This is a genomic window from Micromonospora sp. IBHARD003 (assembly GCF_056106285.1).
Genome location: NZ_JBWBBX010000001.1, coordinates 2,572,698 through 2,594,149 on the forward strand (window position 1 = coordinate 2,572,698; position 21,452 = coordinate 2,594,149).

The following is a 21,452-nucleotide window of genomic DNA, read 5'->3' on the forward strand; positions in this document are numbered from 1 at the left end:
TACATACTCGAACTCGCCGCCGATTCGCTCCCACTGACTCGTCTTCGAGAAAGGTCCGGGATGCCCAAGATCTTCGGCGTCGCCCTCCTTGCCCTGGCCCTGGCGGCCGCTTCACCGAATCCCGCGGTGGCCACCGCGCCCGCGCAGTCCGATCAGGTCCCCGGCCGGTACATCGTGACCCTCAAGGACGCCGCCACCCAGGCGGACGCCTCGGCCACCGTCGACTCGGCCGTCGCTTCGGCGTCCGCCATGGGAGCCGTGGTGCGGCACGTCTACCGGCACGCCCTCCACGGCTACGCGGCGTCCATGAGCCAGAGCGCCGCGGCCGCGGTCGCCGACGACCCGCGCGTCGAGTCGGTCCGGCCCCAGCGGCTGGTGCGGGCCGCCGCGCAGACGGTCCCGACGGGTGTGGACCGGGCGGAGGCCGACCTCAGCCCGACGGCCGCCATCGACGGCAAGGACACCCGGGTCAACGTCGACGTCGCGGTGATCGACACCGGTGTCGACGCACGGCACCCGGATCTGAACGTGTACGCGGCCGGCGCCAAGAACTGCTGGCTGCCCCAGCTGCCCGTCCTCGACATGCACGGCCACGGCACCCATGTCGCGGGCACCATCGGCGCCCTCGACAACAGCACCGGAGTCGTCGGTGTGGCACCGGGCGCCCGGATCTGGCCGGTCCAGGTGCTCAACCCGCTGGGGATGGGCACCGACGCGGACGTCATCTGCGGCATCGACTACGTGACCCAGCACGCCGACCAGATCGACGTCGTCAACATGAGCATCGGCGGCTCGGGCACCGACGACGGCAAGTGCGGCACGGTCAACAAAGACGCCATGCACAAGGCGATCTGCGCGTCCGTCGCCGCGGGCGTGACCTATGTGGTCGCGGCCGCCAACGACCATGCCGACGCCAAGAACACCGTACCGGCCTCCTACGACGAAGTGATCACCGTCAGCGCCCTGGCGGACTTCGACGGCAAGCCCGGCGGCCTCGGCCAGGCAACCTGCCGCAGCGACCGGGACGACACCTTCGCCGACTTCTCCAACTACGGCGCCGACGTCGACCTGATCGCCCCGGGGGTGTGCATCCGTTCCACGTTCACGGGCGGCGGCTACTCGGTCATGTCCGGCACATCGATGGCCTCGCCGCATGCCGCGGGCGGGGCGGCCCTGTACAAGGCGACGCATCCCGGCGCGTCCCCCGCAGCCGTCAAGGCGGCACTGGTGGCGGCCGGCGGCATGGACTGGACCTGGCCGTCCGAGGACGGCGACGGCACCAAGGAGCCGCTGCTGAGGCTGCGCGGCTTCTGATCCTTCTGATCCGGCATCAGCCCGGTACGCGCGAACGTCTACCGGGCCCGGTGTGCGCGACCTCGTGAGCCGGGGCCTTCGGGCTTGCTCACGGGGTCGGCCGTTTCCGGCTCCCCGCCCGCGCGGGCGGGGAGACGTTCACGGAGTCGGCTCGCGGGCGTCGTACCGTACGAACCCCCCGCCGCGCAGGGCGAGCAGACCGATCGCCAGCACGCACGCGAGCCCTCCGCCGGTGACCGCGACCGCTGGAGAGGTGAGGTCGGCGACGGATCCGGCCAGGAAGTCCCCGAGGCGGGGACCGCCGGCGACGACGACGATGAACACACCCTGGAGGCGCCCGCGCATCTCGTCCGGCGCCGCGGCCTGGAGCATGGTGTTCCGGTACACCATGGACACGGTGTCGGCGCAGCCCGCGAGGGCGAGGAAGAACAGCCCGAGCCAGAGGTTGCGGGTCAGCCCGAACGCGGCGATGGCCGCACCCCAGGCGGCGACGGCGAGCAGGATCGCGACCCCGTGCCGTCTGATCCGCCCCTGCCAGCCGGAGAACACCCCGCCCAGCAGCGCCCCGACGGCGGGAGCAGCGACGAGCAGACCGGTGGTACGGGCGTCCCCGCCGTACCAGAGCACGGCGACGGCGGGGAACAGCGCACGCGGGTGCGCCAGGATCATCGCGCAGAAGTCCGAGAAGAACGTCATCCGCAGATTGGGCCGGGTGGCCAGGAAACGCAGCCCGTCGAGGACCGACGCCCGTCCGGCGTGGCTGCCGTCGCGGTCGGGCAGCATGGCCGGAAGCCGCCACATGGCGTACAGGGCGGCCCAGAAGGCGACGGCGTCGACGAGGTACGCGGCCTGGTAGCCCCCGTATCCCACGATCAGTCCGCCGAGCATGGGCCCGATGAGCATCCCGGACGTCATCGTCATCGAGCCGAGCGCATTGGCGGCGGGCAGTTGCTCGGGCGGAAGCAGGCGCGGGATCATCGCGCTGCGGGCGGGTGCGTTGAGTGCGGCGCACACGGCTTGCAGGGCGACCACGCCGTAGAGGAACCAGACGTGGTGGAAGCCGGCGAACGCGGCGGTGGCGAGCGCGGCCGACAGTGCGGCCGAGCCGCTCGCGCTGAAGAGACCGAGCTTGCGCCGGTCGACGGTGTCGGCGACGGCGCCGCCGTACAGCCCGAAGACGATGAGCGGGACGAGGGAGAAGAGTCCGACGAGCCCCACGGAGAACGTGGAGCGGGTGATGTCGTACACCTGGAGCGAGATCGCGAGGGTGGTCATCCCCTGTCCGATCCAGGACACCGTGTTCCCGAACCACAGCCGCCGGTAGTGCACGGATGTACGCAGGGGTGTCAGATCGGCGAGGATACGACGGCGGTCGCGGGCGGGGGCGGGAGCCGGGCTGCCGGTCGTGGTCATCCGGCGTCGGCCGTGGGTTCGGGCAGCGGGCGGCGAGCGCCTCCGGAGGCTATGGGCGGCATGGGGGGAAGTATAGGACCCCTTCCGACTTGGCCCCTTACACGTGCTTCCCGTGCCCCTTCGGTCCCCCGGCCGTACGATGCAAGAGACCGGGACCACCAGGCGACCCGCGCACCCGCACGCGACGCGTGCCGGTCGGGCGACGGCATGGTCCGCGAGCCTCGTCAGGGAGGCATCTGCCATGGCACAGGACCGGATTCGGGGTATCGATCCCACGGTGGCTCCGAGCGGCACCGGCTGTGTGGAGTGCACGGCCGGCGGCGGCTGGTGGTTCCATCTGCGCCGGTGCGCGGAGTGCGGCCACATCGGCTGCTGCGACTCCTCGCCCGAGCAGCACGCGACGAAGCATGCGCACGCGGCGGGTCACCCGTTCCTGACCAGCTTCGAGCCGGGCGAGAACTGGTACTGGAACGTCGAGACGGAGCAGTACTTCGACGGTCCCCCGCTGCCACCACCCACCGCGCATCCGGTCTCCCAGCCGGCGCCCGGCCCCGCGGACAGGGTCCCCGTGGACTGGCAGCGTCAACTGCACTGAAGCCGACGCGGCCGGTCAGCACATCGGGACCGCCGGGATCGGGCCTGACGCGGCACTAGCGTCCCGCATCCACGACCGGCAGCCCCTGGGGGACCGGCAGGCAGGGATCCGTGACCCCGCCGGGACAGGCGAGCCCGGGAATGTCCCATGCGGCGCGCCTGGCTCCCGCGCGGTAGGCGCTCTCGTAGAAGGCGAGTACCGCGGCACGCGGATCGGCCTCCGCACGGGCCGCGTCGTACCGCAGCACGGCCAGATGGCTGCCGCCCCGTTCCGCCCAGCCCGCGGAGGCGGGCCGCAGCGGCTCGTCGGCCAGGCCGGCGGGCTCGGGAGCGGTGTACGAGTAGAAGGCCGGCTCGGCGAAGTTGTCGTCACCGAACCAGAAGCCGAAGCTGATCACTTCGCGTGAGTACGCCTCCCGGGTCACCGGGTCGACCTGCGGTGGCTGCTCGATCCTGCGCTCCGAGAACCGGGTGTGGGCGATGTCGAAGGTGTGCCAGAAATGGTGCACGGGGCTGACCTTGCCCGAGTAGCCCGACGCGAACTCCTCCAGTACGGACGCCACTTGGCTGAGGACCCGCCAGTAGCGGTTGGCCCACACGGGGTCGTAGGCGGCGTGCTCGGTGTCCTCGGCGAACGGCCGGGCGGTGTCGGGCAGATCGAACGGCCGGGGGACGCTGATCTCCGCGCGGACGCCCAGTGCGGCGAGCGCGGCGAGTGTGTTCTCGTGGAACGACGCCACCGACTGGCCGGGCAGCGGGAAGGACACCGCCTTGCCGTCGAGCGTCGTGACGACGAGTAGGTGACCGACGAAGTCGAAGTCGATCGTGAAGAGTTGCCTGCTCCCGGGCTCGCTCATGGGGCGGGTGGTGATCCCGCGCCCGGTGAGATGGAACGGGGCGTTCCACCAGTGGTTGCGCCGGGGGCTCGCGGCGAGGCGGATCTTCCCGACCACCTGCGTGAAGCGGTGCAGCGTCTCTTTGGTGTCGCGCCACTCGGCGAGCGGCATCGGCGGGAACGGCTCCATCGCGATCCTCTCCCTGATCCGCGGTCGTCCGGCAGTTCCATGATGGGCACGGCGGAGAAGAGGGGCACCTCGGCGCCCTCCCCCGGTGCGCTGAGCTGCAGAGACCTCATCCTGCGCGGACCGGCGCCGGTTCAGTGCGCTTCCGGGACCTGCCGGGCCGGGACCAGGCGGGGCACCAGCCGTACGTACGCGACCAGGCCGATGACCTCGACGAGGGTCTGGGTGACGACGACGACCGGGGCGACGGCCAGTTGGCCGGGCAGGGCGAGGGCGAGCGGGAGGACCACCAGGGAGTTGCGGGTCGCACCGCAGAAGACGACGGCCCGGGATGCGGCGGTGTCCAGCCGGAAGAAGCCCGCCACGGCCCGCCCCACGAAGGCCATGACCACCAGGAACAGCACGTAGAACGGCACCACGGCGGCGACGTCGGACAGACTCGAGTCGAGCTTGGGCGCCTGGGAGGCGACGACGACCAGGAGGGTCGCGGCCATCAGCGGCACCGTCGTCGCCGTCGCCGCAGCGCACACCTTCCGCCCGGCGGGCGTGTGGGCGGCCCACACCTGGGTGGCCCAGGCCACGGCCAGGGGGATGACGATCAGGTACAGGAAGGCCGCCACGAACGGGGCGACTTCGACGACGTCGGCGAGATCGGAGCCCATGAAGAGGAAGAGGTACAGCGGCAGCAGCACCATCTGGACGACCAGCAGCAGGGGGGTCGCGGCCAGCAGACGACGGCTGCTGCCGCCCGCCAGCCCCGTGAAGACGATGACGTAGTCCACACACGGACACAGCAGGACCAGCAGCACACCGAGACGGACGGCCTGGTCGGCCGGCAGGAACGCGAACATCGCGGCGACCACGAGCGGTACGGCGACGAAGTTCACGACCAGCGTGGCGGCGATGAACCGTCCGTCGCGCAGTGAGCGGACCAGCTCCGCGGCCGGCACCTGAAGGAACGTCACATAGAGCAGTGCGCCCAGCACCGGATTGATCGCATGCTCGAGCCCCGGCCCGAGGCCCGGCGCCGCCCAGCCGAGCAGGGCGCCTACCGCGATGGCGCCGAGATAGCCGGCGACCTGGTGGCGCTCCATACGTCCGGCCAGACCGTGCGGGCCCTGTGACACGCGGGTTGCTCCTCGCTGTGAGCCGTGCTCTGCCCATCGCCGGCCGGGACGATCACGGGCCGGATCCCGGCTCATTGTGGCAACAGTCGGCAACGGAAGGTCTTCGGGCTCGAAGTGATGCGTATGTGCACCCGTCGGGGCGTGTCCCCTGGGCGGGCGTGTGCCTCGTGCCGCGCGCCCTCCCGGGGCCCGACGGCCGGAGGGGCGGGGGCGCGGGGGCGCGGGGGCCCGCCGGAGCGGTGTCAGTGGTAGGCGTGGACGACGGCGTGCCCCTTGCCGCGGCCGATCATCCACTTGTTCACCGGTGTCGTGATCAGGAACGCGACGACGAAGCCGCCCAGCAGCGAGGACCAGAACAGCCCGTCGGCGAGGTGGGCGTCCATCGCTCCGGGGACCAGCGCGATGATCCCGTTGTCGACCAGCTCCATCACGGCGATCGAGACGGTGTCGGCGGCCAGGGCGACCTTGACGGCGGCCTTGAGGCCGAGACCGGCGCGGCGCACCGCGAACAGGGTGAACGAGTAGCCGAACACGAACGCCAGGGCGATCGCCAGGATCATCGTCGCCACGTTGCCCCACATCAGCGCGGTGCCGATGACCATGCCGAGGATCTCACCGATGGCACAGCCGGTGAGGCAGTGCAGCGTCGCCTTCGCCGCGGTGCCCCAGGACGCCCCGCCCGGCAGATGGCCTTCGTGGCCACCGTGCCCCTGGGGCGCGGTGCCGGTGTGGGCGGCTGCGTCGGTGTGAGCGGTGTGGTCCATGACGTGACTCCCTCTCCCTGTCCAGTGTGTCCCGCCGGGCGGCCCGGCACCCTACGAGAACTGCATACCCCAGGGGGGTATTCCCTCCGTTTGTTGAACGCGTTCTGAACCACTTCGCGACGGCGTCCGTCCACCCGAGCGCGCAACTCGTTGAACTTTTGGAGGGACTCATGACGCGCAGATGGTCACTCATCGCGCTGATCGTCGGACTCAGTGTCGCCCTGGCCTTTGTCATCGTCGACATCGTCCTTGACGGGGACACCGGCACGTCCGACAAGAACAAGGCGTCCGTGACAGCGAGCGCCAGTCCCTCGGCCGCAGCGGAGCTGAAGGGCGTGGCCTGGTGGCAGGCGCACGAGAAGGACGGGGAGGTGCTCAAGGACAGCGTCGGGGGGCGGAACGCGACGCTCCTCGGGGGCGCGGGCTGGACCCCCGGCCCCAACGGCGGTGCGCTGCACCTGGACGGCAGCAGTGGATACGCGGAGGCGGGCGAGCCCATCCTCGACACGGACACCAATGACTACTCCGTGGCGGCCAGAGTCCGTCTGGACGCCAAGGGCTTTCGCGCCGCCGTCTCCATCGACGGCGAGAAGGCCAGTGCCTTCTGCCTGTACTACGCGGAGAGCGCCGCACGGTTCGCTTTCGGCTTCCCGACCTCCTCGGCGGTGGCCAGAGGCGCTCCCGCTCCCGAACTGGGCCGCTGGTACCACCTCGTCGGCACATACAACCAGCAGACGGGAACGCTGAAGATCTACGTGGACGGCGTACTGGCCGGCACCGTCCAGGAACGCAGCACGGAGTCGCCCACCGGGACCCTGGTCATCGGGCGCGCCAAGATCAACGGCAAGCCGGATTACTTCTGGAAGGGCGCCCTCGCCGATGTGCACCTCTTCAACCGGGAGCTGAGCCGCGACGAAGCCGCCTCCCTGGCCGCGCGCGAACCGGGAGGAGCGTAGCCACCCGCCGGGCATGGGAGGGTCCCGCTCCGGGCAGGGCAGGGTCCCGCTCCCGCGTGACGACCGGCTCACTGCCGTACGCGTCCCGCAGGGCGGGGCACCAGGGTGCCCCGCCCCGGGAACGGCCCGGTCAGCTCGCGCTCAGCAGCTTCTCCATCTGCGCGATCTCGGCGCTCTGCGAGGTGACGATGTCACCGGCCATCTTCGTGGCGGGCCCGTACAGACCCTCGGCCTGTTCCGTCCCGGCCATCGCCACGGCACCCTGGTGGTGCTTGATCATCAGCTCCATGAAGGCGGTGTCGAACGCGGTGCCGGAGGACTTCCCGAGCCGCTCCATCTCCCCGGCCGTCATCATCCCGCCCGCACCGTGCCCGGAGTGGCCGGCCTCCGTGGCGCCCTCGGCCGGTGCCTTCTCGCCCCAGGCGGTCAGCCACCCGGACAGCGTCTCGATCTCCGGACCCTGCGCCTTCCTGATGGCCTCCGCGAGCTTCTTCACCTCGGCCGACCCCGCCCGGGAGGCGGCGAGGTCCGCCATCTCCACCGCCTGGCGATGGTGCGGGATCATGCCCTTGGCGAAGGTGACGTCGGCGGCGCCGTGCGTTTCCCCGCCCGGGGCCCGGGAAGCGCGGGCCGAAGGGGTCGGCGCGGTGGAGGCGTGACCCTCGTGGCCCGCCGAGCCGCCGGATCCGGCGGAGCTGTCGTCGTTCGACCCACAGGCCGTGAGGACGAACGCGGCCGCGCCGGCCGTCGCCACGGCGACGGCACGGCGGATGAGACAGCGGTACATGGTCATTTCGTGCAACTCCTTGGAGCGCGGCCCTGGAGCGGGCACGCGCGTGCGGGGAAAGCGGATGAGGGGTGTGCCGCGGTGCGCCGCCGCTCGATGCCGAGGCCGAGGCCAGGACAGGGGCGACGCATGGGGCGTTCTAGTGCCGTGGCTAGATAGGTTTGCCGGGAAGCTCGCGGCGTCCGGTGCGGTGCATCGCAAGGCGGAGAATCGCCCTTGTACTGGATGTACTTGGGTGATTCGACAACGCAGCGTGGGGGGACCTCCCAGCGGTAGCTGGGGGAGCCGTGCAGGGCGCCGCGAGCCGGTGAACCTATCCGGCCACAGCACTAGATCCGCAGGAGTTGCAGCTCTGCCAGGTCTGGTGGTGCCCGCCCGGCCTCCGTCGTCGTGCCGCAGCCGCCCGGCGCCAGGAGCGTGGACGCGGTGGCGCCGCCGGCCGCGGCGAGTGCGGGTGGTGCGTACGGTGTGCTGATACCGCTCGCCGCGCAGGTCGCGTCGGCATGCTCCGCATGGCCGCTCGCGCCGCCTGCCGTGTGCGCGCACTCCTGCCCCGCGTGGTCCGCCGTGGCAGCCCCGGCCTGGTGCGGGACGGCCCCGGCCTGATGCGGGACGGCGCCGTGCGCCGTGTGGGCGCCCGTATGCGCGGCAGCGTCGGCCGACGCGACCGGTGCCAGGCCGTGCATCGCCAGCAGGCCGGCCAGAACGGCCAGGACCAGCAGCAGGCCACGCGCGGCCGCGCGTTGGCTCGTCCGCTGCCGGCTGCTGGTCACGGCGCCATGGTAGCGAGCCGGGTGCCGCGCGCCACGGGCGGCGTATGAGCCTCGTCGGCTGCCTCACCGACCGGCACAGCCCCGTGTGTGCGGGGCGTAACCCTGGTTGATCGACTGGTGTGACCTCCGCGTAACGCGCGTTTCGTACGGTCGGGCACACGAGCCGACGGGAGGAGAGGGGGCGCCGGGTGACCACAGGGGACTCGCAGAGTGGCGCCACCCAGGTGCGGACGGTCTGCTCCTACTGCGGGGTGGGCTGCGGGATGGTCCTCGATGTCGCCACCGGACCGGACGGCCGTCGCAGGGTGGTCAGGGCGTCCGGCGACAAGGCACACCCCGCCAACGCCGGCCGGCTGTGCACCAAGGGCGCGACCACCGCCGACATGCTGGCCGCCCCGGGTCGACTGACCACCGCACTGGCGCGTGCCGAACGGGGGGCGGAATGCGCACCGTGCGGTGTGGACGAGGCGATCACGACGACGGCCGCGCGGCTACGGGCCGTCGTCGACGAACACGGACCGGACGCCGTGGCGTTCTATGTGTCCGGGCAGATGAGCCTCGAGGCGCAGTACCTCGCGAACAAGCTCGCCAAGGGCTTCGTCGGCACCAACCAGATCGAGTCCAACTCCCGGCTCTGCATGGCGAGCGCGGGAAGCGGCTACAAGCTGTCCCTCGGCGCCGACGGCCCGCCCGGCTCGTACCAGGATCTCGACCGCGCGGACGTCTTCCTGGTCATCGGCTCCAACATGGCCGACTGCCACCCGATCCTCTTCCTGCGGCTGATGGAACGGGTGAAGGCGGGCGCCAAGCTGATCGTCGTCGACCCACGGCGCAGCGCCACCGCCGACAAGGCCGATCTCTTCCTGCAGATCGCACCGGGCACCGATCTGGCCCTGCTCAACGGACTGCTGCACCTGCTGATGGAGAACGGTCACACGGATGACCGGTTCATCGCCGGGCACACCGAGGGCTGGGAGGCGATGCCGGAGTTCCTGGCGGACTATCCGCCGGCCGTGGTCGCCGGGATCACCGGCATCCCGGAGGAGGACATCCGTACCGCGGCGCAGTGGATCGGCACGGCCGGGGAATGGACGAGCTGCTGGACCATGGGGCTCAACCAGAGCACCCACGGAACGTGGAACACCAACGCCCTGATCAATCTGCACCTGGCGACCGGGGCGATCTGCCGTCCCGGCAGCGGGCCGTTCTCCCTCACGGGACAGCCCAACGCCATGGGAGGCCGGGAGATGGGCTACATGGGCCCTGGTCTGCCCGGGCAGCGCTCGGTGCTCGTGGACGAGGACCGGGCCGACATCGAGGAGCTGTGGGGGCTCGCGCCCGGCTCGCTGAGGAAGGACGGCTCCGGACAGGGCACCGTGGAGATGTTCCGGCGGATGGCCGACGGCGAGATCAAGGCGTGCTGGATCATCTGCACCAACCCCGTCGCCTCGGTCGCCAACCGCAGGACGGTCATCGAGGGTCTGGAGGCGGCGGAGTTCGTCGTCACCCAGGACGTCTTCGCCGAGACCGAGACCAACGCGTACGCCGATGTCGTCCTGCCCGGCGCCCTGTGGACGGAGACCGAGGGCGTACTGATCAACAGCGAGCGCAATCTCACCCTCGCCCAGCAGGCCGTGGACCCTCCCGGCGAGGCACTGGCGGACTGGCGGATCATCGCGCGCGTCGCCTGTGCGATGGGATACGAGGACGCCTTCTCCTACGCCGACGCGGAGGAGGTCTTCGAGGAGATCAAGCGCGCATGGAACCCGAGGACGGGCTACGACCTGCGCGGTGTGACCTACGAGCGGCTGCGCGACACGCCCGTCCAGTGGCCGGCAGCGAGCGAGGACGGTCCGGACCGCAATCCGATCCGGTACATGGCCGGGGGCGGCGCGGACGCGCGCGACCGCCAGGGCAACGACCGCCGCGACGGCGACAGCACCGGCACCGGCACCGGCACCGGTCCGGTGTTCCCGACGGAGAGCGGCAAGGCGGTTTTCTTCCCCCGCCCGCACATCCCGGCGGCGGAGATGCCCGACGACGACTTCCCGTTCGTCCTGAACACCGGGCGTCTCCAGCACCAATGGCACACCCTCACCAAGACGGGGAAGGTCGGCAAGCTCAACAAGCTGAATCCGGGGCCCTTCGTCGAGGTGCACCCGCGGGACGCGCAGTCCCTGGGCATCGCCGAGGGTGACGCGGTGGAGGTCGCGTCCAGGCGCGGACGAGCGGTGCTGCCGGCCGTGATCACGGACCGGGTGCTGCCGGGATGCTGCTTCGCGCCGTTCCACTGGAACGACCTGTTCGGGGAGTACCTCAGCGTCAACGCCGTGACCAGCGACGCGGTGGACCCGATCTCCTTCCAGCCCGAGTTCAAGGTGTGTGCGGTGTCGCTGGCACGGGTGGCCGCGGCGCCGGTGGCGGCGGAGCCTGCCGCCGTGATCCCGGCGGTCCCCGCGCCCTCCGCCGTTCTCCCGGCGGTCCCCGCGCCCCTCGCCACACCGCCGGGCCAGGCCGTGGCGCCGCCCGGCCCCGCCGCAGGGGTGTTCGGATTGGAGAGCACCCCGCCGCCCGTGCTCTCCGAGCAGGAACGCCAGTATCTGATCGGGTTCCTCGCCGGCCTCGAGTCGGGCGCACCGGGAGTACCCGTCCTGCCGCCGGGAGCGCCGTTCTCCGACGAGCACGCCCGGTGGGTGAACGGTGTGCTCGCCGGGATGTACTCCCGGACCCCGGATACCAACACCATGCCCCAGCCCCAGCCGACGTCGCCCACGCCGGGCCGTGAGGTGATGGTGCTGTGGGCCTCACAGACCGGCACCGCCGAGGAGTTCGCGGCGACCGCCGCCGAGCGGCTGGCCGCGGCGGGGCACCGTGCGGCCCTCGCGGGCATGGACGCCACCGACCCCCGTGCACTGCCGGCCGCTGCCGATCTCCTGCTGATCACCAGCACCTTCGGTGACGGGGACGCACCCGACAACGGCGCCGGTTTCTGGGAGGCCCTCGCGGCTCCCGACACCCCCCGCCTGGACGGCAGGCGCTTCGCTGTCCTCGCCTTCGGCGACTCCTCGTACGACGACTTCTGCGGCCATGGCCGGCGCCTGGACCAGCGCCTGGACGAACTCGGCGGGGTGCGCCTGGCTCCCCGTACGGACTGCGAGCCGGACTACGAACCGTCCGCACTCGGCTGGCTCGACCATGTGCTCACCTCGCTGACCGAGCAGACCGGGCAGACCGGGCAGGCCGAGCAGACCGGACAGCACGCGCCGACCGGGCAGATCACGCCGACCGGGCGGACCGCGCCCCCGTCCGCCCCGCTCCCCGTGCCCCGGGCCGCGCGCAGCACCCGGCCCGCCCCCGTCACCGCCCGACTCACCGGCAACAGGCTGCTGAGCCTGCCGGGCGCGGGCAAGGAGGTCCGCCGGTTCACCTTCGACACCCGCGACGCCGACGCCGCGGTTCCGCTCGCGTACGAAGCCGGTGACGCCCTCGGCGTCCAGCCCCTCAACTGCCCTGAAACGGTGGCCGAGTGGCTGGCCGTCACCGGCCTGGACTCCCATGCGCCCGTGGACGTGACCGGTGCCGGTCCCGTCCACGTCCCCGTCCCATTCGCCGAAGCCCTGCACCGGCATCTGGACATCACCAGAATCACCCCCGCCCTGCTCACGTTCGTCGCCGAACGCACCGGCGACCGCCATCTGAAGAAGCTGCTGCGCCCTGACAACAAGGGCGAGCTCGCCCAGTGGTCATGGGGCCGCCAGGCCGTTGACGTGATCGCGGAGCACCCCGTCCGCGCCACCGCCGAGGAATGGGCCGGTGTGCTCAAGCGCCTGCAGCCCCGGCTGTACTCCATATCCTCGAGCCCGCTGACCGACCCCCACCTGGTGTCGCTGACGGTCTCCGTCGTCCGGTACGAGAACCTCCACGGCCGCTCCCGCAAAGGCGTATGTTCGCCCTTCCTCGCCGACGCCGCCACCGACGCTGCGGTACCGGTCTTCGTCCAGCGCTCCCCGCACTTCAGGCCTCCGGCCGGCGCTGGCACCCCGATGGTGATGATCGGCCCCGGCACCGGAGTGGCACCGTTCATCGGCTTCCTCGAGGAACGCAGGGCCCGCGGACACCACGGTCCCAACTGGCTCTTCTTCGGCGAGCAGCACCGCGCCACCGACTTCTACTACGAGGACGAGCTGTCCGCCTTCCTCCAAGACGGCTCGCTGACCCGCCTGGACACGGCCTTCTCGCGCGACCAGCGCACCAAGGTCTACGTCCAGGACCGTATGCGCGAACACGGACCCCAGCTGTGGTCATGGCTCCAGGACGGCGCGCACTTCTATGTGTGCGGCGACGCCTCGCGCATGGCGAAGGACGTCGACCGGGAACTGCGCGCGATCGCCGTCACCCACGGCGGCCTCGACGAGGACGGAGCCACGGCGTACGTCAAGCAACTGGCCGCGGACAAACGGTACGTACGCGACGTGTACTGACTCCGCGCCACTCCGGTTGGCCGTGGACGTTACGTATCCCACGTTTCGGCCGGGAACTGAGCATGCACTCGCGGCACCCCGTTGATCCCGGTAACCGGTGATCCACCCTGGGCCGGTGAGTGAGCGAGGTTCGCACATGCCGAGGATCCTTCCGCGCAACGCCATGCGTCGCCCCGTGACCGCGGTCCCCCGTGCGGTCAGGCCGGCCGACCACGGTCCTGTCCGGCGGCCCACGGACTGAGCGGACGAACCCATGAATTACTGCGTTCCCTGCCGCCGTCCCCTCAACGGCACGGTCACCTGCCCTGAATGCGGGGCGTTCGACACCGGCATGGCACCGGCGGTCGACGGAACCGGCGACACCCCGGCCCTCGATACCGCGGCCCTCGATACCGCGGCCCTCGGCACCCCGGCTCTCGGCACCGCGACCGTGGAGGCCCTCTTCGACGGACAGCCGGACCAGGCCGAACCGCCCGGGGGCCCCGTGGCCCGGGTGACTCCCGTGGCCCCTGTGGCTTCCGTTGCTCCCGTGGCACCCGCCCCCGCCCCCGCTCCCGAAGTGCCCGCGCTCCCCCGCCACCGTTCACCGCGGTGGAAGAAGTACGGCAGCCGGAGCATGGCCGCGGCCACCTTCGCGATGCTGGGCGGCCTGGCCACCGCGGCTCTGCTGCCCGGCCACTCCGCCGGTGTTCCGCAGGCGGCACCGCACCCGGAGCGGTCGTCCCCCGACGAACAGCCCCAGGGGCACCTCACCACCCCGCCGAAAGCCTCACACTCGCCGGAGCGTCCGGCCACGCACCCGGCCCGGGGAGCCACTCGTGACCGGAGCAGCGCTGCGCCCCGCCGGCCTGTCGGGGCCGCTCCCAGCCGGGAAACGCCCGCTCCCCGTACTCCCGCCACCACCGCTCCACCACCCGTCAAGGCCACGACCCCGGCTCCCCGGCCGTCCAGTGGCCGCCCCAGCCCCTCGTCCTCGCCGACCGCGACGCCCTCCCCGAACCCCACCGGCAGTGCCGGCGCCACGCCGTCGGGCAGCCCCTCGCCGAGCGCCACGGCGGCATCGCCGGACCCCGAGCGTCCGGCCGAGAGCTGAACCGGGGCGGTGCCGACCCCGGTGTGTGGACATCGCCGTCCGGCGAGGAACGCGAGGAATTCGCTGGGCTCCGGGGAAAGCCGTCCGTAGGGTGCCCGCATGGCGGATGAGAACGAGCGGGCTGCCGTGCAGGCGGCCATCGACGGGGAGCTGCGACTGCTCGATCCCGAGGTGCGTGCTTCCCCGGCCCGCGTCCTGGAGCTTCTGGACCCGGAGTTCACCGAGTTCGGGTCGTCGGGGCGCCGCTGGGACGCGGAGTCGATCCTCACGGTGACGAGCGGCGGCGCGGCGTCCCCGCAATCACCTCAGCCGGCTCAGCCGGAGTCGCCTCAGCCGGAGTCGCCGGTCAAGGTCAGCGAGATGTCCGGGGTCGTCCTCGCCGCGGGCGTCGTTCATCTGACGTACCGCACCGACGACCAGGGCCGCCGGGCCTGGCGGAGCTCCCTGTGGCGCCTGACGGAGACGGGCTGGCGGATGTACTTCCACCAGGGCACTCCGTCCGCCTGAGGGCGTACGCACGTCATCCGGCCGACCCGGAGGACGGCGTACGCAGCGCCAGGAACGCGACGTCGTCGTCGTTGTCGTCCGGACGGGCCTGAGCCAGCAGGGAGTCGCTGAAGGAGTCGAGCGGACGGCGGGCCAGGGAGGCGGCATATCTGCGGAGCCGGTCCATGCCCTCGTCGAGGGTGTGCCGGCGGGACTCGACGAGTCCGTCGGTGTAGAGCACGAGGGTGGACCGCGGCGGCAGAGTCAGGACGGCGTCCGTTCGGGGACCGGTGTGACCCGTGCCGAGCAGTATGCCGTGCCCGCCCGTCAGGAACCGTGTACGGCCGTCGTCGGTGACCAGCAGCGGGGGCGGGTGACCCGCGTTGGTCCAGTGCAGCCTCCAGAGCCCGTCGTCGCCCATGGTGAGCCGGGCCACGACCATGGTGGCCATCGGCTCCTGGGCGATGTGCATGACGGCCTGGTCGAGGCAGGCGACCGCGGTGCCGGGCGAGCCGGGATGCATCCAGACGAAGGCGCGCAGCATGTTGCGGATCTGGGCCATTCCGCCCGCGGCATCGAGGTCGTGGCCCACGACGTCGCCGATCGCCAGCGCGGTCGCGCCGTCGGTCAGCGCGAAGGCGTCGTACCAGTCGCCACCGACCTGGGAGGCATGCGGGGCGGGCACGTAACGAGCGGTCATCTCCAGCCCCGCCACCGTGGGCATCTGGGGCAGCAGATGACGCTGCATGGTCTCGGCGACCTTGCGCTGCCGCTGGTAGAGGCGGGCGTTCTCCAAGGCCAGGCCCGCCCGCCGGGTGATGTCCTCCAGGAGCGGCAGATCGGAGACGGTGAAGGGCTCGGGCTGGTCCGAGCGGCCCAGGGTCAGTGCGCCGAGTACTTCGCGCAGTCCGCGGATCGGGGCGATGGCGGCCGAGTGCATGCCTGTCTCCGTGAAGAGCCGCTGCTGCTCGACGGCGATGCCGGAGTCCGGTGGCCCGTGATACGTGGAGGGGCTGACGACGTTCGAGGCGGCGCCGCGCAGAGCCCGCGACAGCGGCATCGGCGATTCCTGCGGCACCGGGGGCATCGGACCCTGCAGGTCCACGCGCTCCACCAGAACGCCGTCCGCATGCTGCACGACCAGCGCACGTCTGACCTCGTCGACCTCGGTGATCAGGTCGACGACCGCCCAGTCCGCGAGCCGGGGCACGGTGAGTGCCGCCAGACGGTGCAGCGCCTCGTCGACGTCCAGCGTGGAGGTGAGCTGTGTGGTCGTCTCGGCGAGCAGTGCGAGTCGATCGCGTTCCGTCAGCTTCGTGGAACTCCCGGCCTCGCTCTCCTCGGCTTCTGTCCGTTCCTGCGGCTGATAGAGCAGCACCAGCGCGCCCGGCGTTGCGGCGCCGATGCGGTAGGGGGTGATGAGCCAGGACAGGCCCAGCACCGTGCCGTCCCTGCGGACGAACCAGTCCAGGTCGCGGTGCCTGGTGCTGTGCGTGAGGAGGGCGATCCTCAGTCCGCAGCGGGTCCGGGGCAGGGAATGCCCATGCCGGTCACGGTGGAGCAGATCGTGAGCGTCGTGGCCCACGAGCTCGTCCGCGGACCGCTGGAACAGCCGCTCGGAACGGGCATTGGCAGCGACGATGATCCCCTCGTCGTCGACCGCGAAGGCGGCTGCCGTGATGCCCTCCCATATTCCACTCGGCAGTCGCAGGGTCCCTGGCCCTCGCTCCTGGAACGAGGATCCTCCGGTATCCGACGCAGCGATGATCATGCCCCCTCCTCGTCAAGCTCCTCATTCCCTGGTTTACCACCGCACCGACAACCCACACAGGCCCCTGATCGCCTACCGCACCTCCGGTCACCCACCGTGACGAGGCCGGGGGAAAGTGCAAGGATCAAAGACTTAAACGAGACCAAATGGGGCATTTCCTTTGTATGACAGGCAACCATCCCGAGTACAACCCGGACCCCGACCCCCGCCTGACGGCCGGCCTGCACGGCGGTTCGGTACCCGCAGGGGAGACCCCACCCGCGGAGTCGAGCACCTCCTCCGGCGCCGGCCCGTACGAGACGCCCACCCGAGGCTGGGCCAAGGGGCCGCTGGCGGCGATCGCCGTGGTCGTCCTGCTGTTCGCCGCGTTCTTCCTCGTGTACGCGATCGTGCTGATCATCTGACGCCGCACGGAGCGGAGCGGGCCGCGGAGCGCACCCCCTCGCATTGGTGACAACGACCACCGGCGAATACTGTTACCGATGGCCGAATAGCGAATCCATCAGCGGGGGCACAGTGATCAGGCGAGTAGGGTTCTTTCGCGAGTTCGATCCCCAGAAAGTGGACCACTCCGGTCCGTCGATTCACGATGCCGTTCGACCGCATGAGATGGATGACGAGTCCGGAGTTCTGGCCTATCTTTCAGCGGGGACCGAAATCTTCAGCACCATGGGGGCGGACCAGGATGTCATCAGCCGCGACAAGTGGATTCCCGGAGCCGGATCGCTCATCACCGACGGCACGTGGATATGGCCGGTCGAACTGCACCATTACGTGAAGCGGTACCACGCGGAATTGCCGGAAGACTTCCTGGCGACGGTGCGCTCCACGCGCTATACCGCTCCGGCGGTGTCACGCGACCGCACCGAGGAGATCGTGCGGGAGGTTTTCGGCGGAATGCCCTTCGCTTCCAGGGCGGATGACAAAAAGGGCGCGGGCGATTTCGTCTCCTGGTACATGTCCGATCTGACACCACAAAGCTGCAGCAGACTGCTGAAGAGTCTCGACAGCGCAGGGCTGAAGGCCCAACATCCGCTCACCGGCGCCATCTCGTTCTCCCGCACGGGCAACGGTGGTGGAGACGCCCCGCCCGTGCACGGCACGAAGGACCTCGCCGACCTCCTCGCCGATCCCGGTGATGTCCCGATCGCCCTCCATCTGTGGTTCGCGTCGGACACCACCACGGTGGTCCGGGTGTGCCGAAGGGAAGACGGCACGGCGGTCGTCGTTCACGAACTCGGCGACCTGCAGGAGCCGGAACGTCAGCATGTGATGGCGGCCCTGGTCAGAGCGCGCGACCACGCCGGCTAAGCCGCCCGGCAAGCCCGCCGCGCCCGGCCCCACACGGTCGTGGCGGTGAACACCGTCGCGCTACCCGCGGTGGCCGCCAGCAGGACGAATCCCCATGTGTAGTCACCCGCGGCTCCGTAGACCACGCCCATGGCCAGAGGCGGGAAGAAGCCGCCCAGTCCTCCGGCGGCGCCCACGACACCGGTGACCGAGCCGACCTGCTCCGGGGGCACGAGGCGGGCGACGAGGGCGAACAGGGCGCCCGATCCCGCGCCCAGGGCGGCCGCCATGCCGAGGAAGGCGAGCGTGCCGAGCGGGATCAGCGGCAGTTCGAAGGTCGGCTACCTGTTCCGGCCGTACATCGTCTACCGGTCCCGGCGGGTTGCCGGTGGTTCGCTGGAGTTGGTCGTCAGGCGAGGACGTTGACGGCTCGCGCGATCACGAGTCCGAGGATGAGCAGGGAGCCGAGGGACTGTACTGCCATGGCGATCTTGGCCCAGGGGGCCAGGGGCATGACGTCGGTGGGGCTGAAGGCGGTGGAGTTGGTGAGTCCGAGGTAGAGGTAGTCGATGTAGCGGGGGCGCCAGTGGCTGGCGTTCAGGTCGGAGCTGAGCTGCTGGGGGAAGGCGAGCTCGGGGGTCGCGGGCACGTGGTGCGCCCGGGCCGCCGGCCCGCCGCTGTCGAGTTCGAAGTACAGCAGGGAGAAGGCGAGGATGGTGGACGCCCAGACGCTGCCGCCGGACTGCAGCAGGGCGGCGGGGGAATTGGTCTCGGGCCCGCCGTGCATGAGGTCGTCGGTCAGCCGGACGGTCGACCAGATGACGCTGAGCGCCAGGACGCTGACCAGGGCGACCGACAGTGCGCGCAGGGCGGTCGAGCGGCGGTCGATCCGGCCGGGGTCGCCCGCGATCAGCGCCAGCAGGAGCAGTCCTTCGGCAAGAGGGAGCAGCCAGCGGGGCCCCAGACGCAGGTCGTCGGGCAGCAGTGTGGTCAGCACCATCGCGGCGACGACAGCCCCGGCCATCGGCCAGCGGGACTCGCCCACCGCACCCTGCTGCGGTTCCGGCTCGTGGGGACTGCTCGGACCGTCGGCGTCGACGGGGCGGTGTCCGGTCATCTCCTGCTGCTGAGCGGGGCCGGGGCGCGGGTGCCTGCCTGCGGCTCCGGCCGCATCGCACAGGGCGCTGTCGCTACGGAGGAGGCGTGCCGGTCCGCCGGGACGGCCCTGTCCGTGTCGGGCTCCTTGTCGGACCCCGTGTCAGGATCGACCTCGCCCGCCCACCTGGTGTTGCCGTCTGGCCGGCGGCTCACGGGCTCGTGCGGCATTGCATCACCCCGGTCTCTTCAGGGGGCCGGGCGGCACCCCCGCCCGCTTCGTCACCGAACGTACCTCGAAGACGTGCGAGGACACCTGCTGCCGGATGCGCGTGTCCGGGGCCCTCCGATCGAATAGCCCGGGTCGGTAAGCGCAGCCCGCCGGGTGTCGGTCGCAGACCAGACGCCTACGAACAGACTGTCGATCGGCGGCGGGCGACACCATGGCAAGCTGCCAGGGCTCTCCGGCTGCGTCACCCGGTCACCCATCGGATGATGGCGATCACTGCCCCTGTCAGACCTCCCACCCCGGCGAGCATGGTCAAGGTGATGGTCACAACGTCAAACTTGCCGGCCTTGTCACTGTCCAACTTCGCGGCCAACTTCTCCAGGGAGTCGGTCCGGGCTTCCAGCTTTGCCATCGCCACCACGTGGGTCACGCTCGCCGTCTCATCGATGAGGGCATTGGTCGCTTCGACCGACTCCTTCTCAAGCCGAGACGACAGCTCCTTCTGCATGGCGGCGTGCTCGTCCAACGCCTTGAGCAGCTGCTTGCGGATTGCGGGGTCGCCCACCGTCTCCTCTACCTCTGCGCGAAACCGCTCGATCTGCGCAGCCGGCTGAAGAGCCTTGATGCAGCCCAGGATGAGCGCCTTACGCTCCAAGAGGATCGGCACAATTCCAACCTCGAGATGCGCCTCCGTCGTTGCTGCCGCCAGCACCACCGCGCTGGCTCTCGCGTTGGCGGTGACCTTCATCAACCCGAAGGAATCCGGATGACGGAGGGCGTCGTTAACAGTCTCAAGCGATACCTGGAGCTGCTCCAAGGATTGGCCCCTGATCTGCTCGACTGTCAGGCCGAGCTTCTTCAGAGACGGCTCGAAGAACTCGCTCGTCGCTTGCTCTAGCTGCTGATACATCGGATGGAACCGGTCAACCCTGCCCACGCCCGCCTCCCATTACGCTGCGCATCGCACCATGCATCACGCTGTCACCGCGGGAGATCAACTGGCAATAGCTCTGTCGGGCCATGGAAGGGCCGGGACGGCAGACGGAAAGGCGCGGCCGTGTGCCGCCCCACCGACTCAGCAGGCGGGTTCCGTGGCGGTGGGAGCCGTCCGGCGCTTCTTGCGAAGTCGCGGGGCGGGGGCCGGGGTCGGCTTGCAGACGGCTTCCGGGTCCTGCGGGGTGGAGTACGCGGCTTGAGGACCGTGCTCGATCATGGCCTGGTAGCCAACCAGATGGTCATGGCTGCGGTGGCGGTGAGCCCGACGTTGAGTGTGATCCGGCGGTCTTCGCCGGTCAGGTGGACGGCGATCGCACCGGTCTGCAGGAGGACGAAGCCGATGGCCGCTGCCGGCGCCAGCGAGGGAGCGATGCCGGTCAGCGGGGGCAGGATCAGGCCGGTCGCGCCGAGTATTTCGACCGTCCCCAGCGCCCTGAGGGCGGACAAGGGTATGCGGTCGACCCAGGCCATCATCGGTCGGAGCTGATCGCGGCTGCGGATCACCTTCAGCGTGCCTGCGTAGAGGTAGAACATGGCGAGCAGTCCCGCGACGGTCCAGTAGGCGATGTTCGTGGTTTCCGTTCATGGGCCACCGGTTCGCGGGGCCCGTCGATTGCGTCGACTGCGAGGCAAGCCCCCGGAGAAGGCCCGGTCCGTCGTCCGAGGGGTCCGGACAGAAAGGCGGGAGCGCCACGGCACTGCCGGTCGAGGGGAGGGCGGCCGGGCCGTTCCGTCCCGTGGGCTTCAGGCGAGGCCGGTGGCGGGCTCGGTCGCGTAGCGGCTCATCGCGTCGGTGTTGGCCTGTGGCGTCAGCGGCTGACCGCCGGCGAGTACTTCCTGGAGGTCCCGGAAGTACTGCACGTACAGGTCGGGGGTGAATGTGCTGAGCATGACGGCGGGTTGGCCGGTCAGGTTGGCGAAGGTGTGCGGGGTACCGGGGGGAACCATCACGAGCGTGCCCGTGGCGGCGTCGTAGTCCTCGTCCCCGACGGTGAACCGCACGGTGCCGGACAGGACGTAGAAGCCCTCGTCGTGTCGGCCATGGCGGTGCTGCGGTGGTCCCTGGGTATGCGGGGCGAGGACGGACTCGGCGATCGCGAGGCGATGCCCGGTGTGGCTGCCGTCCTCCAGAACCCGCATGCGCGTGGTACCCAGAACGATCACCTCGCCATCGCCGGGGCCCATCACCGATACGGCGGGGTCGGCCTGCCGTTCGCCGTTCTTCGCTTCTTCGGTCATGTTCACGAGTTCACCGCCGGGG

The 21,452-nt window shown here is 70.7% G+C and carries 20 protein-coding genes; 8 read left to right on the forward strand and 12 right to left on the reverse strand.

Going from position 1 to position 21,452, the window contains the following annotated elements:
* The first annotated feature begins 60 nt into the window (after positions 1–60).
* The gene (locus tag ACTWOL_RS11465; RefSeq protein WP_474296528.1) at positions 61–1,314 is read left to right on the forward strand and encodes a S8 family serine peptidase; all 1,254 of its coding nucleotides are present in this window, start codon (positions 61–63) and stop codon (positions 1,312–1,314) included.
* A gap of 138 nt (positions 1,315–1,452) precedes the next feature.
* On the opposite strand, the gene ACTWOL_RS11470 is transcribed toward ACTWOL_RS11465, so the two are convergent.
* Positions 1,453–2,727 carry an MFS transporter gene (locus ACTWOL_RS11470; RefSeq protein WP_474296529.1) on the reverse strand — a complete coding sequence of 425 codons (1,275 nt, stop codon included), beginning with the start codon at positions 2,725–2,727 and terminating at the stop codon, positions 1,453–1,455.
* 241 nt (positions 2,728–2,968) lie between these two features.
* Here ACTWOL_RS11470 and ACTWOL_RS11475 point away from each other — a divergent pair, with 241 nt between their 5' ends.
* Positions 2,969–3,322 carry a UBP-type zinc finger domain-containing protein gene (locus ACTWOL_RS11475; protein WP_474296530.1) on the forward strand — a complete coding sequence of 118 codons (354 nt, stop codon included), beginning with the start codon at positions 2,969–2,971 and terminating at the stop codon, positions 3,320–3,322.
* 55 nt (positions 3,323–3,377) lie between these two features.
* On the opposite strand, the gene ACTWOL_RS11480 is transcribed toward ACTWOL_RS11475, so the two are convergent.
* The 3 genes from ACTWOL_RS11480 to ACTWOL_RS11490 all read right to left on the reverse strand — a co-directional run bounded on the left by ACTWOL_RS11480 (position 3,378) and on the right by ACTWOL_RS11490 (position 6,234).
* Positions 3,378–4,346: a DUF5996 family protein gene (locus ACTWOL_RS11480; protein WP_474296531.1), complete on the reverse strand. Its 969-nt coding sequence runs from the start codon at positions 4,344–4,346 to the stop codon at positions 3,378–3,380.
* Positions 4,347–4,477: 131 nt separating this feature from the next.
* On the reverse strand, positions 4,478–5,470 hold the full coding sequence (locus ACTWOL_RS11485; RefSeq protein WP_474296532.1) for an arsenic resistance protein: 993 nt from the start codon (positions 5,468–5,470) through the stop codon (positions 4,478–4,480).
* 242 nt (positions 5,471–5,712) lie between these two features.
* Positions 5,713–6,234 (reverse strand): DUF4396 domain-containing protein, encoded by a 522-nt coding sequence (locus tag ACTWOL_RS11490; RefSeq protein WP_474296533.1) that lies wholly within the window; start codon positions 6,232–6,234, stop codon positions 5,713–5,715.
* Positions 6,235–6,404: 170 nt separating this feature from the next.
* On the opposite strand from ACTWOL_RS11490, the gene ACTWOL_RS11495 reads away from it, so the two are divergent.
* Positions 6,405–7,190 carry a LamG domain-containing protein gene (locus tag ACTWOL_RS11495; RefSeq protein WP_474296534.1) on the forward strand — a complete coding sequence of 262 codons (786 nt, stop codon included), beginning with the start codon at positions 6,405–6,407 and terminating at the stop codon, positions 7,188–7,190.
* 130 nt (positions 7,191–7,320) lie between these two features.
* On the opposite strand, the gene ACTWOL_RS11500 is transcribed toward ACTWOL_RS11495, so the two are convergent.
* Complete coding sequence (locus ACTWOL_RS11500; RefSeq protein WP_474296535.1) at positions 7,321–7,983, reverse strand: DUF305 domain-containing protein; 663 nt, start codon at positions 7,981–7,983, stop codon at positions 7,321–7,323.
* A 323-nt stretch (positions 7,984–8,306) separates the two neighbouring features.
* Complete coding sequence (locus tag ACTWOL_RS11505; protein ID WP_474296536.1) at positions 8,307–8,750, reverse strand: DUF6153 family protein; 444 nt, start codon at positions 8,748–8,750, stop codon at positions 8,307–8,309.
* A 188-nt stretch (positions 8,751–8,938) separates the two neighbouring features.
* Here ACTWOL_RS11505 and ACTWOL_RS11510 point away from each other — a divergent pair, with 188 nt between their 5' ends.
* From ACTWOL_RS11510 to ACTWOL_RS11520, 3 genes are all read left to right on the forward strand, one after another.
* Positions 8,939–13,231, forward strand: coding sequence for a molybdopterin-dependent oxidoreductase (locus ACTWOL_RS11510; RefSeq protein ID WP_474296537.1), 4,293 nt, complete (start codon positions 8,939–8,941; stop codon positions 13,229–13,231).
* 253 nt (positions 13,232–13,484) lie between these two features.
* Positions 13,485–14,324 carry an SCO2400 family protein gene (locus ACTWOL_RS11515; RefSeq protein WP_474296538.1) on the forward strand — a complete coding sequence of 280 codons (840 nt, stop codon included), beginning with the start codon at positions 13,485–13,487 and terminating at the stop codon, positions 14,322–14,324.
* Between the two features lie 99 nt (positions 14,325–14,423).
* Positions 14,424–14,831 carry a nuclear transport factor 2 family protein gene (locus ACTWOL_RS11520; protein WP_474296539.1) on the forward strand — a complete coding sequence of 136 codons (408 nt, stop codon included), beginning with the start codon at positions 14,424–14,426 and terminating at the stop codon, positions 14,829–14,831.
* A gap of 13 nt (positions 14,832–14,844) precedes the next feature.
* On the opposite strand, the gene ACTWOL_RS11525 is transcribed toward ACTWOL_RS11520, so the two are convergent.
* Entirely contained in the window at positions 14,845–16,581 is a 1,737-nt protein-coding gene (locus ACTWOL_RS11525; RefSeq protein WP_474296540.1) for a SpoIIE family protein phosphatase, read from the reverse strand.
* A 164-nt stretch (positions 16,582–16,745) separates the two neighbouring features.
* Between ACTWOL_RS11525 and ACTWOL_RS11530 the strand changes: the two genes are divergently transcribed.
* Both ACTWOL_RS11530 and ACTWOL_RS11535 read left to right on the forward strand, forming a co-directional pair.
* Positions 16,746–16,985, forward strand: coding sequence for a DUF6480 family protein (locus tag ACTWOL_RS11530; protein WP_474296541.1), 240 nt, complete (start codon positions 16,746–16,748; stop codon positions 16,983–16,985).
* Between the two features lie 46 nt (positions 16,986–17,031).
* Positions 17,032–17,892: a hypothetical protein gene (locus ACTWOL_RS11535; RefSeq protein WP_474296542.1), complete on the forward strand. Its 861-nt coding sequence runs from the start codon at positions 17,032–17,034 to the stop codon at positions 17,890–17,892.
* Here the strand turns inward: ACTWOL_RS11535 and ACTWOL_RS11540 are convergent.
* The 5 genes from ACTWOL_RS11540 to ACTWOL_RS11560 form a co-directional block, all read right to left on the reverse strand.
* The gene (locus ACTWOL_RS11540) at positions 17,889–18,161 is read right to left on the reverse strand and encodes a hypothetical protein (RefSeq protein ID WP_474296543.1); all 273 of its coding nucleotides are present in this window, start codon (positions 18,159–18,161) and stop codon (positions 17,889–17,891) included. The genes ACTWOL_RS11535 and ACTWOL_RS11540 overlap by 4 nt on opposite strands.
* Before the next feature lie 119 nt (positions 18,162–18,280).
* On the reverse strand, positions 18,281–18,988 hold the full coding sequence (locus ACTWOL_RS11545) for a hypothetical protein (RefSeq protein ID WP_474296544.1): 708 nt from the start codon (positions 18,986–18,988) through the stop codon (positions 18,281–18,283).
* A 451-nt stretch (positions 18,989–19,439) separates the two neighbouring features.
* Positions 19,440–20,132 (reverse strand): hypothetical protein, encoded by a 693-nt coding sequence (locus ACTWOL_RS11550; RefSeq protein ID WP_474296545.1) that lies wholly within the window; start codon positions 20,130–20,132, stop codon positions 19,440–19,442.
* Between the two features lie 272 nt (positions 20,133–20,404).
* Positions 20,405–20,758: a DoxX family protein gene (locus ACTWOL_RS11555; RefSeq protein WP_474301143.1), complete on the reverse strand. Its 354-nt coding sequence runs from the start codon at positions 20,756–20,758 to the stop codon at positions 20,405–20,407.
* A gap of 177 nt (positions 20,759–20,935) precedes the next feature.
* Entirely contained in the window at positions 20,936–21,430 is a 495-nt protein-coding gene (locus ACTWOL_RS11560) for a cupin domain-containing protein (RefSeq protein WP_474296546.1), read from the reverse strand.
* Positions 21,431–21,452 lie beyond the last annotated feature (22 nt).